This window comes from Ectobacillus sp. OTK (assembly GCF_059698935.1).
Map to the genome: position 1 here is coordinate 1227362 of NZ_AP048547.1, position 17312 is coordinate 1244673.

At 41.8% G+C, this 17312-nt stretch carries 18 protein-coding genes and 1 other annotated feature; of the genes, 11 read left to right on the top strand and 7 right to left on the bottom strand.

The genetic code is table 11. From position 1 onward, the window contains the following. Positions 1 to 24: 24 nt before the first annotated feature. From AC6HZ4_RS06040 to fabF, 3 genes are all read left to right on the top strand, one after another. Entirely contained in the window at positions 25 to 258 is a 234-nt protein-coding gene (locus tag AC6HZ4_RS06040; protein ID WP_497494082.1) for a ComZ family protein, read from the top strand. 109 nt (positions 259 to 367) lie between these two features. After that, positions 368 to 1300, top strand: coding sequence for a beta-ketoacyl-ACP synthase III (locus AC6HZ4_RS06045; RefSeq protein WP_497494083.1), 933 nt, complete (start codon positions 368 to 370; stop codon positions 1298 to 1300). A gap of 24 nt (positions 1301 to 1324) precedes the next feature. After that, complete coding sequence (fabF, locus tag AC6HZ4_RS06050) at positions 1325 to 2566, top strand: beta-ketoacyl-ACP synthase II (RefSeq protein WP_497494084.1); 1242 nt, start codon at positions 1325 to 1327, stop codon at positions 2564 to 2566. 70 nt (positions 2567 to 2636) lie between these two features. On the opposite strand, the gene AC6HZ4_RS06055 is transcribed toward fabF, so the two are convergent. Then, positions 2637 to 2867, bottom strand: coding sequence for a hypothetical protein (locus tag AC6HZ4_RS06055; protein WP_497494085.1), 231 nt, complete (start codon positions 2865 to 2867; stop codon positions 2637 to 2639). A gap of 378 nt (positions 2868 to 3245) precedes the next feature. Here AC6HZ4_RS06055 and AC6HZ4_RS06060 point away from each other — a divergent pair, with 378 nt between their 5' ends. The 3 genes from AC6HZ4_RS06060 to AC6HZ4_RS06070 all read left to right on the top strand — a co-directional run bounded on the left by AC6HZ4_RS06060 (position 3246) and on the right by AC6HZ4_RS06070 (position 5331). Beyond that, positions 3246 to 4034: a DUF2268 domain-containing putative Zn-dependent protease gene (locus AC6HZ4_RS06060; RefSeq protein WP_497494086.1), complete on the top strand. Its 789-nt coding sequence runs from the start codon at positions 3246 to 3248 to the stop codon at positions 4032 to 4034. A gap of 258 nt (positions 4035 to 4292) precedes the next feature. Then, positions 4293 to 5039: a YjbA family protein gene (locus tag AC6HZ4_RS06065; protein ID WP_497494088.1), complete on the top strand. Its 747-nt coding sequence runs from the start codon at positions 4293 to 4295 to the stop codon at positions 5037 to 5039. A 121-nt stretch (positions 5040 to 5160) separates the two neighbouring features. Next, a complete protein-coding gene (locus AC6HZ4_RS06070; RefSeq protein WP_497494089.1) occupies positions 5161 to 5331 on the top strand; it encodes a hypothetical protein in 171 nt (56 codons plus the stop codon). 178 nt (positions 5332 to 5509) lie between these two features. On the opposite strand, the gene trpS is transcribed toward AC6HZ4_RS06070, so the two are convergent. Together trpS and AC6HZ4_RS06080 are read right to left on the bottom strand one after the other, a co-directional pair. After that, on the bottom strand, positions 5510 to 6499 hold the full coding sequence (gene trpS, locus AC6HZ4_RS06075; protein WP_497494090.1) for a tryptophan--tRNA ligase: 990 nt from the start codon (positions 6497 to 6499) through the stop codon (positions 5510 to 5512). A gap of 136 nt (positions 6500 to 6635) precedes the next feature. Then, positions 6636 to 6846: a binding site (T-box leader), on the bottom strand. A 45-nt stretch (positions 6847 to 6891) separates the two neighbouring features. After that, positions 6892 to 7266, bottom strand: a complete 375-nt coding sequence (locus AC6HZ4_RS06080) for a DUF3899 domain-containing protein (RefSeq protein ID WP_497495613.1) — start codon at positions 7264 to 7266, stop codon at positions 6892 to 6894. A gap of 489 nt (positions 7267 to 7755) precedes the next feature. On the opposite strand from AC6HZ4_RS06080, the gene opp3b reads away from it, so the two are divergent. From opp3b to AC6HZ4_RS06100, 4 genes are all read left to right on the top strand, one after another. Beyond that, positions 7756 to 8685 carry an oligopeptide ABC transporter permease gene (gene opp3b, locus AC6HZ4_RS06085; RefSeq protein WP_497494091.1) on the top strand — a complete coding sequence of 310 codons (930 nt, stop codon included), beginning with the start codon at positions 7756 to 7758 and terminating at the stop codon, positions 8683 to 8685. Continuing rightward, positions 8685 to 9689 (top strand): oligopeptide ABC transporter permease, encoded by a 1005-nt coding sequence (gene opp3C, locus AC6HZ4_RS06090; protein WP_497494092.1) that lies wholly within the window; start codon positions 8685 to 8687, stop codon positions 9687 to 9689. The genes opp3b and opp3C overlap by 1 nt, the downstream gene beginning before the upstream one ends. A gap of 218 nt (positions 9690 to 9907) precedes the next feature. Beyond that, positions 9908 to 10951 (top strand): ABC transporter ATP-binding protein, encoded by a 1044-nt coding sequence (locus AC6HZ4_RS06095; protein ID WP_497494093.1) that lies wholly within the window; start codon positions 9908 to 9910, stop codon positions 10949 to 10951. Beyond that, positions 10944 to 11879, top strand: coding sequence for an ABC transporter ATP-binding protein (locus AC6HZ4_RS06100; RefSeq protein ID WP_497494094.1), 936 nt, complete (start codon positions 10944 to 10946; stop codon positions 11877 to 11879). Before AC6HZ4_RS06095 ends, AC6HZ4_RS06100 begins: the two co-directional genes overlap by 8 nt. A 236-nt stretch (positions 11880 to 12115) precedes the next feature. On the opposite strand, the gene AC6HZ4_RS06105 is transcribed toward AC6HZ4_RS06100, so the two are convergent. Beyond that, complete coding sequence (locus AC6HZ4_RS06105; protein WP_497494095.1) at positions 12116 to 12319, bottom strand: hypothetical protein; 204 nt, start codon at positions 12317 to 12319, stop codon at positions 12116 to 12118. Positions 12320 to 12839: 520 nt separating this feature from the next. On the opposite strand from AC6HZ4_RS06105, the gene spxA reads away from it, so the two are divergent. After that, the gene (gene spxA / locus AC6HZ4_RS06110) at positions 12840 to 13235 is read left to right on the top strand and encodes a transcriptional regulator SpxA (protein WP_129729102.1); all 396 of its coding nucleotides are present in this window, start codon (positions 12840 to 12842) and stop codon (positions 13233 to 13235) included. A gap of 83 nt (positions 13236 to 13318) precedes the next feature. On the opposite strand, the gene AC6HZ4_RS06115 is transcribed toward spxA, so the two are convergent. From AC6HZ4_RS06115 to AC6HZ4_RS06125, 3 genes are all read right to left on the bottom strand, one after another. After that, positions 13319 to 13519, bottom strand: coding sequence for a hypothetical protein (locus tag AC6HZ4_RS06115; RefSeq protein ID WP_497494096.1), 201 nt, complete (start codon positions 13517 to 13519; stop codon positions 13319 to 13321). A gap of 251 nt (positions 13520 to 13770) precedes the next feature. Then, on the bottom strand, positions 13771 to 15261 hold the full coding sequence (locus tag AC6HZ4_RS06120) for a response regulator transcription factor (protein WP_497494097.1): 1491 nt from the start codon (positions 15259 to 15261) through the stop codon (positions 13771 to 13773). Next, a complete protein-coding gene (locus AC6HZ4_RS06125; protein ID WP_497494098.1) occupies positions 15258 to 17000 on the bottom strand; it encodes a cache domain-containing sensor histidine kinase in 1743 nt (580 codons plus the stop codon). Before AC6HZ4_RS06125 ends, AC6HZ4_RS06120 begins: the two co-directional genes overlap by 4 nt. Between the last annotated feature and the right edge of the window lie 312 nt (positions 17001 to 17312).

The window sequence follows — 17312 nt, forward strand, 5'->3', positions numbered from 1 at the left end:
GTTTTTTTCCTTTTTACCGCTATAATGAAAAAGGTAAACTTGCGGCTGAAAGGAAGAAGGAAAATGAATCCAGGACGTAATATGCAATTTTTGCAAATGGCGATGCAATATTTGCCGGAAGCTAAGGGCATGCTTGAGTCGAATGGAGTAGAACTCGATTTGGCAAAGGCGCAGCCTGTGCTGGAGCTGCTCATGAAGGTCATGAATGATGCCTATGAGCTTGGCAGACAGGATGCCCTAGCAGAAAAGGGAGAATGAAGTCGGTGAGATGCCGGCTTTTTTCTATCCTCTCATAGTAGACAAACAAATCATCATACATTAAAATTAGTACCAAGTCTTAATAATTGATATAAAGTGGGGGATTAAAATGAACGCAGGAATTTTAGGAATCGGCAGCTATGTTCCAGAGCGGATTGTAACAAATCATGATTTGGAGCAAATGATGGATACGTCCGATGAATGGATTCGTACACGAACCGGCATTGAGGAGCGGCGTATTGCCTCTGATGATGTAAACACATCACATATGGCGGCGGAAGCAGCGAAGCAAGCATTAGAGGATGCGGGAATTGCTGCAGAGCAAATCGATTTGATTTTAGTAGCGACTGTTACTCCAGATTATGCATTTCCTTCTGTGGCCTGCATGGTACAGGATCAAATCGGGGCAAAACATGCAGCGGCAATGGATATAAGTGCGGCTTGCGCAGGCTTTATGTACGGAATGATTACAGCTCAGCAGTTTATCCAAAGCGGTGCTTATAAGTATGTACTTGTGATCGGAAGTGAAAAGCTTTCTAAGATTGTCGATTGGAACGATCGGAATACAGCTGTTTTATTTGGAGACGGAGCAGGCGCAGCAGTTATGGGTCCTGTTTCGGAAGGAAGAGGCGTTCTATCATTTGAATTAGGAGCAGACGGAAGCGGCGGAATGCACCTGTACCAGGATGAACATATTATAATGAATGGTAGAGAGGTATTTAAATTTGCTGTGCGTCAAATGGGAGATTCAAGCATGCGCGTACTTGAAAAAGCGGGATTAACAAAGGAAGATGTTCATTTTCTTGTTCCGCATCAGGCCAATATTCGCATTATGGAATCAGCTCGTCAGCGTTTGAATCTGCCAGAGGAGAAAATGAGCACAACGATTCGCAAATTCGGCAATACATCATCGTCGTCTATTCCGCTTGCGCTTGTAGAGGAGCGTACGAATGGGCGTATTAAAGACGGTGACCTGATTGTGCTAGTTGGATTTGGCGGCGGTTTAACATGGGGTGCGGTAGCGCTTCGTTGGGGCAGATAATCACGAAAAAGGAGTGTCATAGCAATGGAAAAAAAGCGTGTTGTAATTACAGGATTAGGAGCTGTAACGCCGGTAGGAAACGATGTTGAAACTGCATGGACAAACGTGATAAACGGTGTATCGGGAATCGGCCGTCTTACACGCTTAGACCCCGATTTGTTTCCGGCAAAGGTGGCAGCGGAGCTTAAGGATTTCGAAGTAGAGAAATACATTGATAAAAAAGAAGCGCGCAGAATGGATCGTTTTACACAATACGCAGTGGCAGCCGCGAAAATGGCAGTAGAGGATGCGAACTTAACAATCACTGACGAGAATGCGCCGCGCATCGGTGTCTGGGTTGGGTCAGGTATTGGCGGAATGGAAACATACGAGGATCAGTATAGAACATTGTTGGAAAAAGGACCTCGTCGCGTAAGTCCATTTTTTGTTCCAATGATGATTCCAGACATGGCAGCTGGGCAAGTATCGATTGCAACTGGTGCAAAAGGAATTAACTCCTGCTCCGTAACAGCTTGTGCATCCGGTGCAAACTCGATTGGCGATGCATTTAAGGTGATTCAGCGTGGAGATGCAGATGCAATGATTACAGGAGGAACAGAAGCGCCTCTTACAAGCATTTCATTTGCAGGCTTTAGTTCGGCAAAAGCATTGTCATTCGATGAGAACCCGGCTACAGCTTGCCGCCCGTTTGATAAAAACCGCAGCGGTTTTGTCATGGGCGAAGGTGCTGGAATTCTAATTTTAGAAAGCTTAGAGCACGCATTGCAGCGCGGTGCGAGAATCTATGCAGAAATTGTCGGCTACGGTGCAGCTGGCGATGCGTTCCATATTACGCTCCCAGCACCTGGCGGGGAAGGCAGCGTTCGAGCAATGCGCCAAGCGTTATCAGATGCGGGTATTCAGCCAGATGATGTAGATTACATCAATGCGCACGGAACGAGCACAGAAGCGAACGAAAAGTACGAAACGATGGCAATTAAAGAAGTATTCGGTGACCATGCATACAAAGTAGCAATCAGCTCTACAAAGTCGATGACGGGTCACTTGCTTGGCGCAGCTGGAGCTGTCGAAGCAATCTTCTCAGTACGTACGATTACGGACGGCATTATTCCGCCGACTATTAACTACGAAACGCCAGATCCAGATTGCGACCTTGATTATGTGCCAAATACAGCACGCAAGCAAGAAGTACGCACGGTGCTAAGCAATTCTTTAGGCTTTGGCGGTCATAACGCAGCACTCGTTTTCAAAAAATACGAAGCATAAAAGAAAAGCAGAATCGACTTGATTGATGAGGCTAACAAAAACACGCAGAGGGCAGCCCTCTGCGTGTTTTTTATATCCTAATCAAATGCTGCAATTCTTTGTTTCTCTTTTCTTGTTCTTCCTTTGACACCAAGTCGTACTTTTTCAAAAGATGGAACAGCTCATTTAACACATCCTGCGGCTGTTCATTTTGTAAAAAGCTTTGTACATCCGCGAATAAAGATGCAGATAAAAAGCTTCGTTGGCTTTCAAGCTTATTACGTACATCCTCTAATGAATGATCGAGATTACATGCTCCCATTTGTATCACCCCTTGCTCCTTCTATGTATCCACTATGTAACCGTAGCATTGAATATGGCGAAAATCAACGTTTCTATAAAGAAAACTCGCCGATTGGCGAGCCGTTAGGCGAAGACAGAGGCGTAGTTGCACTTACATTTTGTTCCTAAAATTTCCTACTACGTCGGATTCGCTTCTAGCTGGAAATTTATACTTTCTTAAAGTGTAAAGAAAACTCGCCGTTAGGCGAAGACAGAGGCGCAGTTGTATTTATACTTTATTCCTAAAACTTCCTGCTGCGTCGAATGGGCCTTCTAGCTGGAATTTTATAAACTCTTAAAGGATAAAGAAACACCTCTTATGCCTTTTCATAGTATAGATGAAAAAGGAGGCGTGGTTATGGGAGTTATTGCGACAGACACGTGGCTGCTTGCGCATTATGACGATCCGGAAGAAATTTGTAAAAAGCTAAAGGAGTATATATCGTTGCCGCCGCGCTATATGTATCGCTATCTTGTTTCTCGCGGGATGTATCGTCCTATACGCGGCGGTAAAGAGGATGTTGAAAAACTTCAGCAGCACAATGTGTGGGGGGAGATCGATAAAGAGCTTCAGCAACTGCGCCATTGGCTAGGCGGCCCAGATATTCCTATCTTTATTTTTCCATCTGATGTGTATAACAGGCGTATCCAGCGAGAGTACGACGGCAAAAGCGGTCTTGCTTTTCGGAAATGTTTATTTCTATTTGTGTCACCGCGCAATACGATAAATGAACTGAAGGCAGTATTGACACACGAGTATCATCATATATGCCGATTGCATACCGTCCAAAAAAAAGAAGAGAATTACACGCTTTTAGATACGATGATACTAGAAGGCTTAGCAGAAGCTGCTGTTGGGGAGCGCTATTCGAAAGACTATCATGCGCCGTGGACACAATATTATACAAAGCGGGAAGCGGTGCAGCTTTGGCATAAATATATAAAAGACAGAATGGATGTCTATAGAGGAACTGCTGAGCATGAAGAACTGTTGAATGGGTTATGGGTATATCCAGATATGCTTGGCTATGCGGTCGGCTTCCATCTTGTACAAGATTGTATATCATATACCAAATTAACAACACAGCAGCTGCTGGCGATGGATGCGAAGGAAATTGTGCAAGCAGCCCGTTCTTTTTCGGCATAAACGTCTCTGGAGCACAGAGGCGTTTTATGTGCAGGGGTTTTACTGCGTGAGGAAAGCAGGCCGCGCTTGCCTTCTTTGTAATATTTGGAAATTTTTTGTCATAAGATAGGTGACGAAAAGAAGCAAGCTTAGAATGAAACAGAAAAGAAATGCAGAATTTATAAATTAGGTATTGAATATGTTTCCTGAATTGGAATAAATTCTTGTTCTCATGACCATAATGGTAGCTACAAACAGTTGTGAAGTGAGGGGTAAGAAATGTTATATCTGCATGATGTATGGGTAAATTGGTTTGAGGGTGAAGAAAACGGCTATAACGTTTGTCCTTTCTATGAGTGGCGTAAAGACGACACGATCGAATTGTTGGATCAGGTTCCTTTATTGAAGGTAGATTCCGCCTTGTATCAGTACATCGAAAATGAACTGCTCGAGCTTCCGTCCAAACTGTTAGAAGACGTACATCAGAAAGCTTATATTCGAAAAAATCACGAGCGCACGCAGCTAGACTATTGTTTCGTTGTTTCTGACGGCAACTGCATTCTCGCGGTAGATACAATCGGTTATAATATACCAATCCGCAAAAGCAGGCTTATTCCTCGACAAGAACAAATGGTATATGACATGATTGGGAATGCACAAACGGAATCATACTCCTTCAATCCAGCAGCTGTAAAGAAGGAGCACCATATTTTGTCTCCATCGCCTTATATGATGAGCGGACTGACTCGAAAAGAGAGACAATTAAAGCAATTGTTATTTATGGCATTAGATCAGCTATATGCAACGAGAAATCCAGCAGAAATTCGTTACTGGTATACAGAATGGGAGCCAACAGCGTATCAAGATGTACAACATATGTCCTTTGAAGAAGTATGGGAGCGCCTGTTTGAAGAAGCGCAGCATGGCTGGAATGAAAAGCATGAACAGCTTTGCGAACGCCTTGTAAAAGGACAACCATTTTTCGAAAAGTTATGGGAAATGGAAAAAGAACCAAAAGTCAATTAGAAAGCAGAAACGACAAATCCTCCGAAACATAGCATCTTTGTTTCGGGGGATTTTTATGTTCGAAAAGGAATGGTTTTACTCTGCTTTCCCATACTAAGAAAAGGGAAAGAGGTGAGATAACATGGGAGATTGGAATGAGCAAGCCGCGCCAAATAATAATGCGTCCGCTGGCCAAATAAAGTTTGCGGCAAAGCGGCGTGAGGACCAAGAATTTGCCGAGGAGCTATCCGACGCAGGTGAGCGCGATGCTTTGATTAAATCGATGCAAAAGCTGAAAAAGAAGAAAAAATAAGAAAAATCCGCCATCACGGCGGATTTTTGCTTCTACGTTTAAGAAAATATAAATTTCCAGCTAGAAGTGAATTCGACGTAGTAGGAAATTATTAAGAATAAAGTGCAGTTACGGCCTCTGTTTTCGCCTAACGGCTCGCCAGTCGGCGAGTTTTCTTTAATAGATACACCCTTTTCTATTATCGTCTTTTACGGCTTAAGCCCATCGCGTTTTCCACTTTTCGAAGCTGCTTCATTGCAACCTTGTTTGCCTTTTCAGCGCCTTTATCTAAAATCTCATCAAGTTCAGGAGAACTAATCAGCTCATTATAGCGCTCTTGAATTGGCTTAAGTGCATCCACAACAACCTGCGCTAAGTCACCTTTGAAATCGCCGTAGCCTTTTCCTGCATATTGCGCTTCCAGCTCTTCAATTGTTTTGCCAGAGAATGAGGAGTAAATGGTAAGCAGGTTGGAGATGCCTGGTTTTTGTTCTTTATCGTATTTCACGATGCCATCAGAATCAGTGACAGCGCTTTTGATCTTTTTCTCGATAGCTTTTGGGTCATCAAGAAGGCTTACCATTGATTTTTGGTTTGGATCAGATTTACTCATTTTCTTTGTTGGTTCTGTTAAAGACATAACCCGTGCGCCGACCTTTGGAATGCGAATTTCCGGGATGGTAAATACTTCACGGTAGCGGTTGTTAAAGCGCTCTGCTAAATCACGTGTCAGCTCGATATGCTGCTTTTGATCATCGCCGACAGGTACGATGTCTGTATTGTATAACAGAATATCAGCTGCCATTAATGGCGGATAGGTAAGCAGGCCGGCCGCAACCGCATCTTTGCCTTTGGACTTATCCTTAAATTGTGTCATGCGTTCTAATTCGCCAATGTAAGCGATGCATTGCATAATCCATCCGAGCTGCCCGTGAGCAGGTACTTCTGATTGTACAAATAATGTGGACTTCTCTGGATCGATTCCGCATGCTAAATATAAAGCGGCAAGGCTGCGAATATTTTTGCGCAGTGCTACCGGATCCTGCGGGACTGTAATCGCATGTTGATTGACAATACAAAAATAACAATCATGCTCGTTTTGCAGCTCCACAAATTGCTTCATAGCGCCTAAGTAATTGCCGATTGTAATCGTGCCGCTTGGCTGAATACCTGAAAAAATAACTGACATTTTGCAGTTCCTCCCTACGTAAATTAAATTCGTTTAAACTATAAGAAAGTATAACTTTTAGAGCACTGTCTAGCTCCATTGGCCGATTCCGCGTTTCTTAATACGAAACAAAAAAGGCCCATTCATCCCTAACAAACATAGGGACGAATGGACCGTGGTGCCACCCTAATTATTTTGCAAAAGCAAAACCACTCAAATCCGGTAACGCCGGACGAAACGCCGAAGCCTACTTTAAGTTCGGTTCGGTGCTCAAAAGCCCATTCCATACTGTATCATTGCTTGCTCGCACCAGCCACAAGCTCTCTGAAATGACCTCAATATGTACTCTTCTTTCTCATCGCAAGACTATAAGATTCTCTACCTATTATAGCAAATTTCCAATACGATGCAAGCTATGCTAATACAGCAAAGCTAATTCCTATAGATAAAACCGCGAGAATCACACCTGTAATAAGGAATGGATATGTAAGACGAAACGAGTAGGTTCGGTATAAAAGGTCTCTATCCTCTATTGGCGGTTCTTCCCCTAAAAGAGATACTTGCTTTGCATTCGTAATCCGAAACATTTTGCGGAACGCGTACCTTGTAATATTAAAAAAGCCGCGTTCAAGCAGGAAAAAAAATCCTCCGATGACGGTGCAGGGAAGCGCGATATAAAACAGGGTGTTTACAAAAGGCAATAGAAAGGAGTCTGGATGTTGAAGCAAGACGGCTATAACAGAAATACCAATGGATGCCCCAATCATAATACCTGTGGAAGCTATCATTCGGTTCAAAATGTTCCCTCCGAGAGTTTTAAAAATATTAATGCTATTATATTATACAAATTATGGAAATTTATATACAAGGGTTGGTGACTATTTCTATCCATTTTTTCTGTATTCTAGCGGACACGTTCTGCTCGCTGAGGGGGAGGATCTCCAGCCAATAAGGCAAAAAGCGCTGCAGCGTTCAAGGTACTCTCCCCCTTTGCTAGCAAGCCAAAGCGATTCCGCTTTTATTTTGAAATAAAAGGTATTTAGCGCAATTTCTTTCTTTTAAATAGAAATACTAGAGAATAGCAAGAGGCAGAATTTGTTCCTGCCTTATAGGGAAAGTAATAGCATTTTTTAATATTCCTTCCTAATCGAAGGCAACAATGGAATGTATCCGCTTTGCTAGGATGAGGCACGTACTCTTCTTTTACTACGAAATAAGGTTCTATATTTTCAAAGCCAAAATGGCAGAGGGTTTTGCAAAGATACGGAGGTGCTAGTATGGGACGTTATATGTTTCAACGTTTCGTTTACATGTTCATTACTTTGTTTTTAATTACAACATTTACGTTTTTCTTAATGAAGCTTCTGCCGGGTTCTCCGCTTCAAAATCAGGAAAAGCTATCTAAGCAGCAGCAGGAAATTATCTTAGAAAAATATGGGCTGAATGACCCTGTGCCAGTGCAATATATTCGTTACATGACGAACCTAGTGCAAGGTGATTTAGGGATATCTTTTAAATATGATAATCGTCCGGTAACAGATTTAATCGGTGCCCGCATTGTTCCGTCTGCACAACTAGGCTTGCAAGCTTTAGTGCTTGGCACTTTTGCGGGTTTGCTGCTTGGTATTTTGGCTGCGCTGCGCAGCAATACGTGGGTGGATTACAGTGCAACCGTTATTTCAGTATTGGGAATTTCTGTTCCTTCGTTCGTATTCGCCGCACTTCTGCAATATTATATTGGGGTAAAACTCGGCTGGCTTCCAGTTGCGTTTTGGAAGGGCTTTGAGTTTACAATTTTGCCGACGATTGCCCTTTCCGTGTTTGTAACGGCGAACATAGCTCGCTTTGCGCGCACGGAGCTGCTGGAGGTTATGAATTCAGATTATATTTTAACCGCAAAGGCTAAGGGAGTCAGTCAATTTACGATTGTAGTAAAGCATGCACTTCGTAACGCCTTAATACCGGTTATTACGATTTTAGGGCCAATGACGGTGAATTTAATGACAGGTACGCTCGTAATTGAGAAAATTTTTGCCGTTCCCGGCCTAGGGGAGCAGTTTGTCAATTCGATTGTGTTAAATGATTATACAGTTATTATGGGTACAACGATTTTCTATAGCGCATTGTTTGTTTTCGTTATTTTTATCGTGGACCTACTATATGGGATAATTGATCCGCGTATCCGTTTAGCGGGAGGGAAGAACTGATGGATATAAAAAACCTATCTCCAGATTTGTTTCAGCCTGCGGACAGAAGCGCGGTCGATAATGAAATTATTGCCCGTCCCAGCTTAACGTTTTGGCAGGATGTGAGACATCGCTTAGTAAAAAATAGAGGTGCCATTTTTGGATTGATGGTGATTGCTATCGTGGTGTTTTTTGCAGCATTCGGACCTGCGATGAGCAAATATTCCTATAAGGATCAAGATTTAGGACGCGCGAAGCTTCCTCCAAGAATCGAAGCATTAAAGTTTATCCCTTGGTTTGACGGTAAGGATTTTAATGGTGTAGATCAATATGAAAAGCGCGGTATTAAAGAGGATTTCTGGTTCGGTACAGACGATCTTGGCCGCGACCTTTGGACGAGAACATGGGAAGGTACGCGTGTTTCCATTTACATTGGTTTATTGGCAGCAGTCATCGATATGGTGATTGGTGTAACATATGGCGGGATTTCCGGCTTCTACGGCGGCAAAGTTGATAATATCATGCAGCGCTTTGTTGAAATATTAAACGGGATTCCGTATTTAATCATTGTTATTTTGTTCGTGATTGTTTTAGGCTCTGGGATTGTTCCGCTGACACTTGCCATGGTTGTAACGGGATGGATTAACATGTCTCGCATTGTACGTGGACAAGTACTCAAATTGAAGAATCAAGAATATGTACTTGCATCCCGTACATTAGGGGCAACGAACGGCAAGCTGATTGCTAGACACTTAATTCCCAATGTAATGGGATCTATTATCGTTATGGCTATGTTTACAATTCCGAGCGCAATCTTTACAGAGGCATTTTTGAGCTTTATCGGTCTTGGAATTCGTCCGCCTCTTGCGTCTTTGGGATCTCTTGTAAGTGATGGATACAAGTCAATCCAAACATATCCACACACGATGTTTATTCCGGCAGCTGTGATTAGCTTGCTCATCTTAAGCTTTAACCTATTGGCAGACGGCTTGCGTGAAGCACTAGATCCAAAAATGCGTAAGTAATAAGAAAAGCGTAAGTGCTCCGCTCTGCCCTGACAGGCAAACAACCCGCGCACAAAACGCGCGGTTCGAATGAAGGGAGCTTTCCGTGTGTTCCTCACCACTAAAGGCGTTTTTTTCTTTGTTATGGTGAGAGTTATTTTACGGAAGGGAGCAGGCTGCATGAGTCAAATGTAATCGAAACTGATACATGCTTTTCTGGAAAGAAAGGAGAAGACATAATGCAAAAATTACTTGAAGTAAAAGATTTGTATGTCTCCTTTGATACGCATGGAGGTGAAGTTCATGCGGTTCGCGGAGTTAATTTTGAATTGAGAAAGGGGGAAACCTTAGCAATTGTAGGAGAGTCCGGTTCCGGGAAATCTGTTACCTCCAAGGCTTTAATGGGCCTTATCCCGAATCCTCCGGGACGCATTAAAAAAGGGGGGGTTTTATTTGAAGGGCGTGATCTAACAAAGCTATCTGAGCAGGAAATGCAAGGAATTCGCGGAAAAGAGATTGCAATGATTTTCCAGGATCCGATGACATCTTTAAACCCGACAATGACAGTTGGCAATCAAATTATGGAGGGCCTAATCAAGCACCAAAAGATGAACAAGCGGGGCGCTCGTGCAAGGGCGAAGGAGCTGCTTGATCTTGTAGGAATTCCAAATCCGGATGCACGTATGAACCAGTATCCGCATCAGTTTTCTGGCGGGATGAGGCAGCGTGTTGTTATTGCGATGGCGCTTGCGTGCAATCCTAAGCTGTTAATTGCGGACGAACCGACCACAGCGCTTGATGTAACGATTCAAGCTCAAATTTTAGAACTCATGAAGGATATTCAAAAGAAAACAGATGCCGGGATTATTTTTATTACCCATGATCTTGGTGTTGTAGCAAATGTAGCAGATCGCGTAGCTGTTATGTACGCAGGAAAGATTGTAGAGGTTGGCACAGTTGATGAAATTTTCTACAATCCAAAGCATCCTTACACTTGGGGGCTGCTTGCATCGATGCCAAGTCTAGATGGTACTGATGAGGAGCTGTACGCCATTCCAGGAACGCCCCCGGACTTAATTAAGCCGCCAAAGGGCGATGCATTTGCGGCACGTAATCCGCACGCACTGAAAATTGACTTCGAAATGGAGCCCCCGATGTTTCAGGTGAGCGATACGCATTATGCAGCAACATGGCTGCTGCATCCGAGTGCTCCAAAAATAGAAGCTCCTGAGATTGTGCAAAACCGCATCCGCCAGATGAAAGCAGGTGAACGAAATGGCTGATAAGCGTGAAAAGCTAATTGAAGTAAAAAACGTGAAGCAATATTTTAAAACGGGCGGCGCTGTTATCAAAGCGATTGATGATGTCACGTTTGATATTTATAAAGGCGAAACATTTGGTCTTGTAGGAGAATCTGGTTCTGGTAAATCTACTACAGGAAGAACAATCATCCGTTTATACGATGCAACGGAAGGTGAGGTTTTATTTAAAGGTGAGAATGTGCACGGCAAGAAATCAAGAGCAGATTTGAAGAAATTCAATCGCAAAATGCAGATGATTTTCCAAGATCCGTACGCATCCTTGAATCCGCGTATGACAGTTGCCGATATTATCGCAGAGGGTATTGATATTCACGGTCTTGCAAAATCGAAGGAAGAGCGCATAAAGCGTGTATATGAGCTTCTAGAAACAGTAGGCTTAAACCGTGAGCATGCAAACCGCTATCCGCACGAATTCTCAGGAGGACAAAGACAGCGTATTGGTATTGCGCGTGCTTTGGCGGTGGAACCAGAATTTATTATTGCTGATGAACCGATTTCAGCGCTTGACGTTTCCATTCAAGCTCAAGTTGTCAATCTATTGAAGAAGCTGCAAAAGGAAAAAGAGTTAACATATTTATTTATTGCTCACGATTTGTCTATGGTGAAGTACATTAGCGATCGCATTGGGGTCATGTATCATGGTAAAATTGTAGAGCTTGCGGAGAGTGAGGAGATGTATGAAAGTCCGATCCACCCCTATACAAAATCTCTTTTATCCGCTATTCCCCTTCCAGACCCAGACTATGAGCGCAATCGTAAGCGTGTTACCTATGACCCTGCGCAGCATAATTACGGAAATGAACGGCCGATTATGAGAGAAGTTCGCCCTGGCCACTGGGTGCTTTGCTCAGAAGAGGAGTATAAGAAATATAAAGAGATACGCAGCTGATGAAAAAAAGGGAGGACCTATACTAAAAGGAGGTCTCCCTTCCATGTAATAAAAACTACCGTACTTTTGCATGGGATTTAAACAGACAGAAAAAGGTATTGGCTGGTTAAGGATAGAATTTTAATAATAGTTAAATTTTTCCTTTTGGGAGATAACAGCAGATCGTGTGAAAGCTTTGTACAGCGCATAGCCGCTTTACAATAATTCAGAAAGGTTTTACAGCGGTTATCAACATTTTAGTAGGTACGTTTTCGGTAAATTCCTTTTCCGCCGACAGCATTCCAGCCTGCCTGCGTTTTTGCGGATTGGTCGACGAACTCGCTGCGTTTTTTGCCGCCGAACACCTTTTCGCCAATTCCGTTTGCAATGACACCGATCGTGGCTGTAATGCCGATAATCAAGACAGCTACAATAGCTAAGTCAAAGAAGTATGCCATCATTCTCATTCCCCCTTTGCTTGAATGTAATCCCTTTCTTTCATTGTAGTCGAAATGAGGAGAGAAGGAAAGAAGTGTTGAGGGGAACTTTAACAGATTTCTGAAAGAATTCCCCTTCTTCAATCCTGTGAAGGGCGAAGCCCAAGGGTAAGGAGGGGGCATTCACGGAATACAGGGATGTATTTTGACCGTTATGGCTGTGATTTTCTTTTTATTTGTTTGTGTCTTCACTTTAGAAAAAAGGAGAGCACATCAGAAGTATGGACTAGAAAGCTTGCATGATTAATTGTGACAATTGATTACAAAAAACTTATAATTCTGTTTATTTGTATAGTTTTTGTATAAGTTTTTTTTCGTTTTTTTAGAGAAATTCATGTATATTTCTAAGGATATATATTGTATAATGTGTATTAGAATTACTTATTTAAAGTAATTGTTATTTGAAAACGAATCTCAGTTCAGTATACTGATTTTAGGTGAAATATTTAAAATCTGTACTCATTTTAGGGAGAGTGAGTAAATGATGGTAACATTGTATAGTTCGCCGAGCTGCACTTCTTGCAGAAAGGCAAAGCTATGGTTAGAGGAAAATCATATTCCGTATCGTGAGCGAAATATTTTTTCTGAGCCTCTTACAATTGAAGAAATTAAAGAAATTCTTCGTATGACAGAGAGTGGAACAGATGAGATCATTTCTACACGCTCTAAGATTTTTCAGGAATTAAACATTCAGGTAGAATCATTACCGCTTCAAGATTTATATAAAATTATTCGTGATTACCCAGGCATTTTGCGCCGTCCGATTATTATTGATGAAAAGAGATTGCAGGTCGGCTATAACGAAGATGAAATTCGCCGTTTCTTGCCTCGTACAGTAAGAACATTTCAATTGCGTGAAGCTCAAAAGCTTGTGAATTAATCAACATAAAAAGCCGCTTGTCGATTGGCAAGCGGCTTTTTATGTTGATTAAAAAGAGACTGACAAAGCATGCGTATGCAGCTTTACTCTTGTGGCGGAAGACCTACTGTTTGTTGTGAAGACATTTGCTTTTGTGCTTCGACAACAGGATTACCTTTATGTAAATCGTGATCCTGTTTCTCCTGCATATGCCCCGTTCCGGTGCTATGTTCTCCGTTCCATGCCGCCTTAGATTGTATCTTTGATTTTATTGCCCTTGAATCATTTGTCGTAAAATCTGTCAATTGAATAGCTCCTCTCATCATCTCATCATTTTATATTCATGCTTTAGGTTACCCGAAAAAAGGCTTATTATATGGCAGGGCACTGAAAAAGTCCATTTCAAAGTGAAAAGAAGCTAACCATATAGATTAGCTTCTTTTCTGTACAGTAGGATAAAAGATCTGTCCTTAACCCGAAACAGCCTCTTATTTAACAGATTTCCGAAAGAATTTCTTCAAGCCTGTGAAGAGAAAAGCCCAAGGCTAAGGAGGGGTCATTCACATTGATTGCGAAACTCAGAAGGGTAGCAGCCGACTAATTCTGTAAAGAGTTTCGTAAAGTGGCGGGTACTATAGTATCCAACTGCTTGTGCAACTTGCTGAACCTGCATAGTATCGTTTAACAATAATTCCTTCGCTTTTAGAATACGTGTTTTTGTAATGTATTTTGTAAATGTAATACCTGTTTTTTTATGGAAAAGAGTACTTAAATAATTAGGTGTTACATTCAGCTGTTCTGCAATCTGACCAACACCAATATTGTTCATATAATTTTGATCAATAAATGCAATAGCTTGATCTACAAGGTCTGTTTGACGGTTTTCATTCTTTTGGTTTTGGGCAAGCAGTTGACTGCCGTGATTTTGGAGCTTTTGAATCCAAGTATTCACATCTTCCTCTGCTTGGAGTGAGCAGCCAAGGGCATAATAAAGAAAAAGGCAAATTTGCTGTTTGCTCTGTTTGCTCAGATTTGCATTTAGGAGTTCTTTTTCGAAATCAGTCACTGTCTTCATATAGTTCAGGTAGATTTCAGCTTTATAGTAGTCAGACAGTTGAATGAAAATGCGGCTCAGCTCAGTCATGTGTGAGTCCGTCTGATAAGTGGATAACTGCTCAATACCCCACTTTTTATGGATTCCTCCAACAGTCCGAAGCGCAGATAAATCCAGTATCCTGTTTATTTGCTGCTGCAAATCTTCAAATGAGGAGCAGTCAGCGCTTTGGATTGCTGTGATGGCCGCATTTTCATTAGAGAAATTGCGGACCATTCCATTGATTTCATCAAAATACTCTTGAATTTTTGTTTTTCCCGCTGTTTGTTTCCCATATTTCCAACAACCAACGGTAAATAGCTCTCCGGTAGGCCTTGTATAAATCGCTATTTTTGCGTCTCCCCCGATATATCGGTAAGCACACTGTCTTAGAGCTAGGGAGAATTGTAAGAGTATGTCTGCTTTTTGTTTTTCCTCTAGATGACTGTCTATAAAGAAAGTAGAACAAAGAAAAGCAGTGTCTATAAGTATATCTTGATTAGTTACATCTTCAATGGAGCTTAGCCCGTGGGCAAGAGCTATCATTTGATTCTCAAACTGTGAATTACGAAATAATTTGTGTTTTTCATTTTTTTTCAGCCATCCATGCAAGGCTTCCTCCAATTCTTCCGGACTTACAGGCTTCAGTAAATAGTTGTCAGCTCCAAGGCGAATGGCTTCACGCGCATAGTTGAATTCGGAAAAACCGGTTAGAATAATCCAACTCGTTTGGGGAGAGAGCTTCTTTCCGCTCTCAATCGCTCCTAGACCATTTAGCTTTGGCATTCGAATATCAATAAACACGAGATCGGGTTCATACTCTTTTACTAATGCAAGGGTTTCTTCACCATTAGCTGCTTCCCCGACGATGGATATGGGAAGTTCTAGTTCTTCTAGCATACTTCGAAGGCTGGCTCTTACTAGACTTTCATCATCCGCAATTACAATTCTCATATGGTCACTTCCTTTTCTGGAATTTGAATCACAACAGATGTTCCTTGTCCAACTTGGCTCTGGATTGTAAAGGTGGAGCCGGGATAGGCCATCTTTAATCGTACTTGAACGTTAGCAAGACCTACGCTTCTTTTTTCTTTCCTGCTTGTCATATCAAACCCAGTTCCATCGTCTTCAATAGAAATGAATAAAAATGTTTGACCCTCTCGTTCTTCCTGACGAGCCGAGATATGGATGGAGCATGGGTGTTCTGATGCTTCCAAGCCATGTATAATAGCATTCTCCACAAGAGGCTGCAGAAGCAATTTCGGTATTTTATAGTTAGAAACGGTGTTATCCAAATGGATATGAGTTTCCATCCGCTCTTGGAAGCGCATTCCTTGAAGGTGACAATACTTCTCTAGAAATTGGAACTCTTCAGCGATAGTTGACCAATCAGCTTGGTCTAAAGTATATCGCAGCATGGAGCTTAATGATAAAATTGCTTTTTCTAATGTTTTACGATCTCCCAGCCGGTTCAACCCAATAAATCCATTTAAAGTGTTATAGAGAAAGTGGGGTTGAACCTGTGATTGCAAGGCACGATATTCAGCATTTCGCTGATTGAGAACTGCGCGATATTCTCTGTCAATCAAGTTGTTCACCTTTGAAATCATTGCATTGAATGCATTCCCAAGCAGGGCAATTTCATCTTGTCCGTGGGTTTGCAGGCGTACATCAAAATGACCGCGTTCTACTTGTTTCATGACTCGAACCATTTCTTGAAAAGGACGGAGAATCCAACGCGACAGCACAAAGAAAAGAAGGAACGTAATGAAAACTCCGCTTACGGCAAATAAAATGCCGATGGTGAACATCCAATGAACTTTAGCCGCAATTTCTGACTTTGATAGCAAAACAACCAATTTCCATTGGGAAGGCTGTATGACCTTAGAAACGACAACATAGGAGTCACGGCCATCTTTCACAACCTCTGGCTCGTTTTGAACTTGCTCGCGCAATGATTCTGATAGATTTTTACTAGAAAAAAATAAATCCCCGCGGTCATCCATAATCGTTATAATCGATTTTTTATTGTTTAAATCTATTCCTTTAATTATTTTTTCAAAGGCCCTCATATCAGCATCAGCCATCATTACAGCTAAAGGTCGCTGTGTTTCCGGATCCTTAATAAGCCGCGCTACAGAAAACACCTGAGCCTGCTGCGAGGGGCTTGTGATGTAATCCTGGACATGCGTTGGAATGAATGTCACCTTGCCGTTGTTGGCTTTTGCTCGGTTATACCACTCTTGCTCTGTAAAGGGATAGTCAGCAACCTCAGTTCCGCTATTTCGCGAATGGACAAAGGAAGAACCGTCCCGTGTTGTGATGATCATAGAAAGGATGTCTTCTCTTGTGAATTGAAAATATTTCGGTAGATATTCATAGAGAGCACGGTTTACCATGAGCTGTGTATAGGGTTCCGCTGTTTCATACTGATTAGAGGCTACCTGCCGCAATGCAAACATAATATCTTCGTTCAGGTAAGGAATAATCGTAATACGTGATAGGTCATCCAGGTAAGTATTAATATTATTGCTTAAAGATGCCAAAGTGCTTTCAGTCAGCTGTTGTGTTTCCTTTGAAATCAAATATTGGTAGTAATAAGGCATAATGATGGAAATGATAAGAACAGGAATTACAATAATGATTAAGTAGAGTGTAGATAACTTAAATCGTAACGAGTAAGCGAGTTTCATAGTTGTTGCTGCACCTTCCTAGTATCAGTTGTTATCTAAATGCGTGAGACTGTCAAAACGTTTTCATTAAGCGAGATTGTGTTTTGCAGGGGGAGCAAAAAGCATATTAAACTCATTTATTTTATAAGTTTAGCAGAATAACATTAGTTCAAACAATTCTTTGTAAAAGTTTTATACCTTAAGAAAGAAATTTCTAGCTAGGAGATCATTCGACGTAGTGAGAAATTTTAGGAATAAAGTATACGTGCAACTACGCTTCTGTCTTTGCCTAACGGCTCGCCAATCAGCGAGTTTTCTTTATTGAGATGAAAT

What these genes read in the sequence shown, in the direction of transcription:
- AC6HZ4_RS06040 (WP_497494082.1), top strand. Translation starts at nt 25, where the DNA reads ATGAAAAAGGTAAACTTGCGGCTGAAAGGAAGAAGGAAAATGAATCCA.
- AC6HZ4_RS06045 (WP_497494083.1), top strand. Translation starts at nt 368, where the DNA reads ATGAACGCAGGAATTTTAGGAATCGGCAGCTATGTTCCAGAGCGGATT.
- fabF (WP_497494084.1), top strand. Translation starts at nt 1,325, where the DNA reads ATGGAAAAAAAGCGTGTTGTAATTACAGGATTAGGAGCTGTAACGCCG.
- AC6HZ4_RS06055 (WP_497494085.1), bottom strand. Translation starts at nt 2,867, where the DNA reads ATGGGAGCATGTAATCTCGATCATTCATTAGAGGATGTACGTAATAAG.
- AC6HZ4_RS06060 (WP_497494086.1), top strand. Translation starts at nt 3,246, where the DNA reads ATGGGAGTTATTGCGACAGACACGTGGCTGCTTGCGCATTATGACGAT.
- AC6HZ4_RS06065 (WP_497494088.1), top strand. Translation starts at nt 4,293, where the DNA reads ATGTTATATCTGCATGATGTATGGGTAAATTGGTTTGAGGGTGAAGAA.
- AC6HZ4_RS06070 (WP_497494089.1), top strand. Translation starts at nt 5,161, where the DNA reads ATGGGAGATTGGAATGAGCAAGCCGCGCCAAATAATAATGCGTCCGCT.
- trpS (WP_497494090.1), bottom strand. Translation starts at nt 6,499, where the DNA reads ATGTCAGTTATTTTTTCAGGTATTCAGCCAAGCGGCACGATTACAATC.
- AC6HZ4_RS06080 (WP_497495613.1), bottom strand. Translation starts at nt 7,266, where the DNA reads ATGATAGCTTCCACAGGTATTATGATTGGGGCATCCATTGGTATTTCT.
- opp3b (WP_497494091.1), top strand. Translation starts at nt 7,756, where the DNA reads ATGGGACGTTATATGTTTCAACGTTTCGTTTACATGTTCATTACTTTG.
- opp3C (WP_497494092.1), top strand. Translation starts at nt 8,685, where the DNA reads ATGGATATAAAAAACCTATCTCCAGATTTGTTTCAGCCTGCGGACAGA.
- AC6HZ4_RS06095 (WP_497494093.1), top strand. Translation starts at nt 9,908, where the DNA reads ATGCAAAAATTACTTGAAGTAAAAGATTTGTATGTCTCCTTTGATACG.
- AC6HZ4_RS06100 (WP_497494094.1), top strand. Translation starts at nt 10,944, where the DNA reads ATGGCTGATAAGCGTGAAAAGCTAATTGAAGTAAAAAACGTGAAGCAA.
- AC6HZ4_RS06105 (WP_497494095.1), bottom strand. Translation starts at nt 12,319, where the DNA reads ATGATGGCATACTTCTTTGACTTAGCTATTGTAGCTGTCTTGATTATC.
- spxA (WP_129729102.1), top strand. Translation starts at nt 12,840, where the DNA reads ATGGTAACATTGTATAGTTCGCCGAGCTGCACTTCTTGCAGAAAGGCA.
- AC6HZ4_RS06120 (WP_497494097.1), bottom strand. Translation starts at nt 15,261, where the DNA reads ATGAGAATTGTAATTGCGGATGATGAAAGTCTAGTAAGAGCCAGCCTT.
- AC6HZ4_RS06125 (WP_497494098.1), bottom strand. Translation starts at nt 17,000, where the DNA reads ATGAAACTCGCTTACTCGTTACGATTTAAGTTATCTACACTCTACTTA.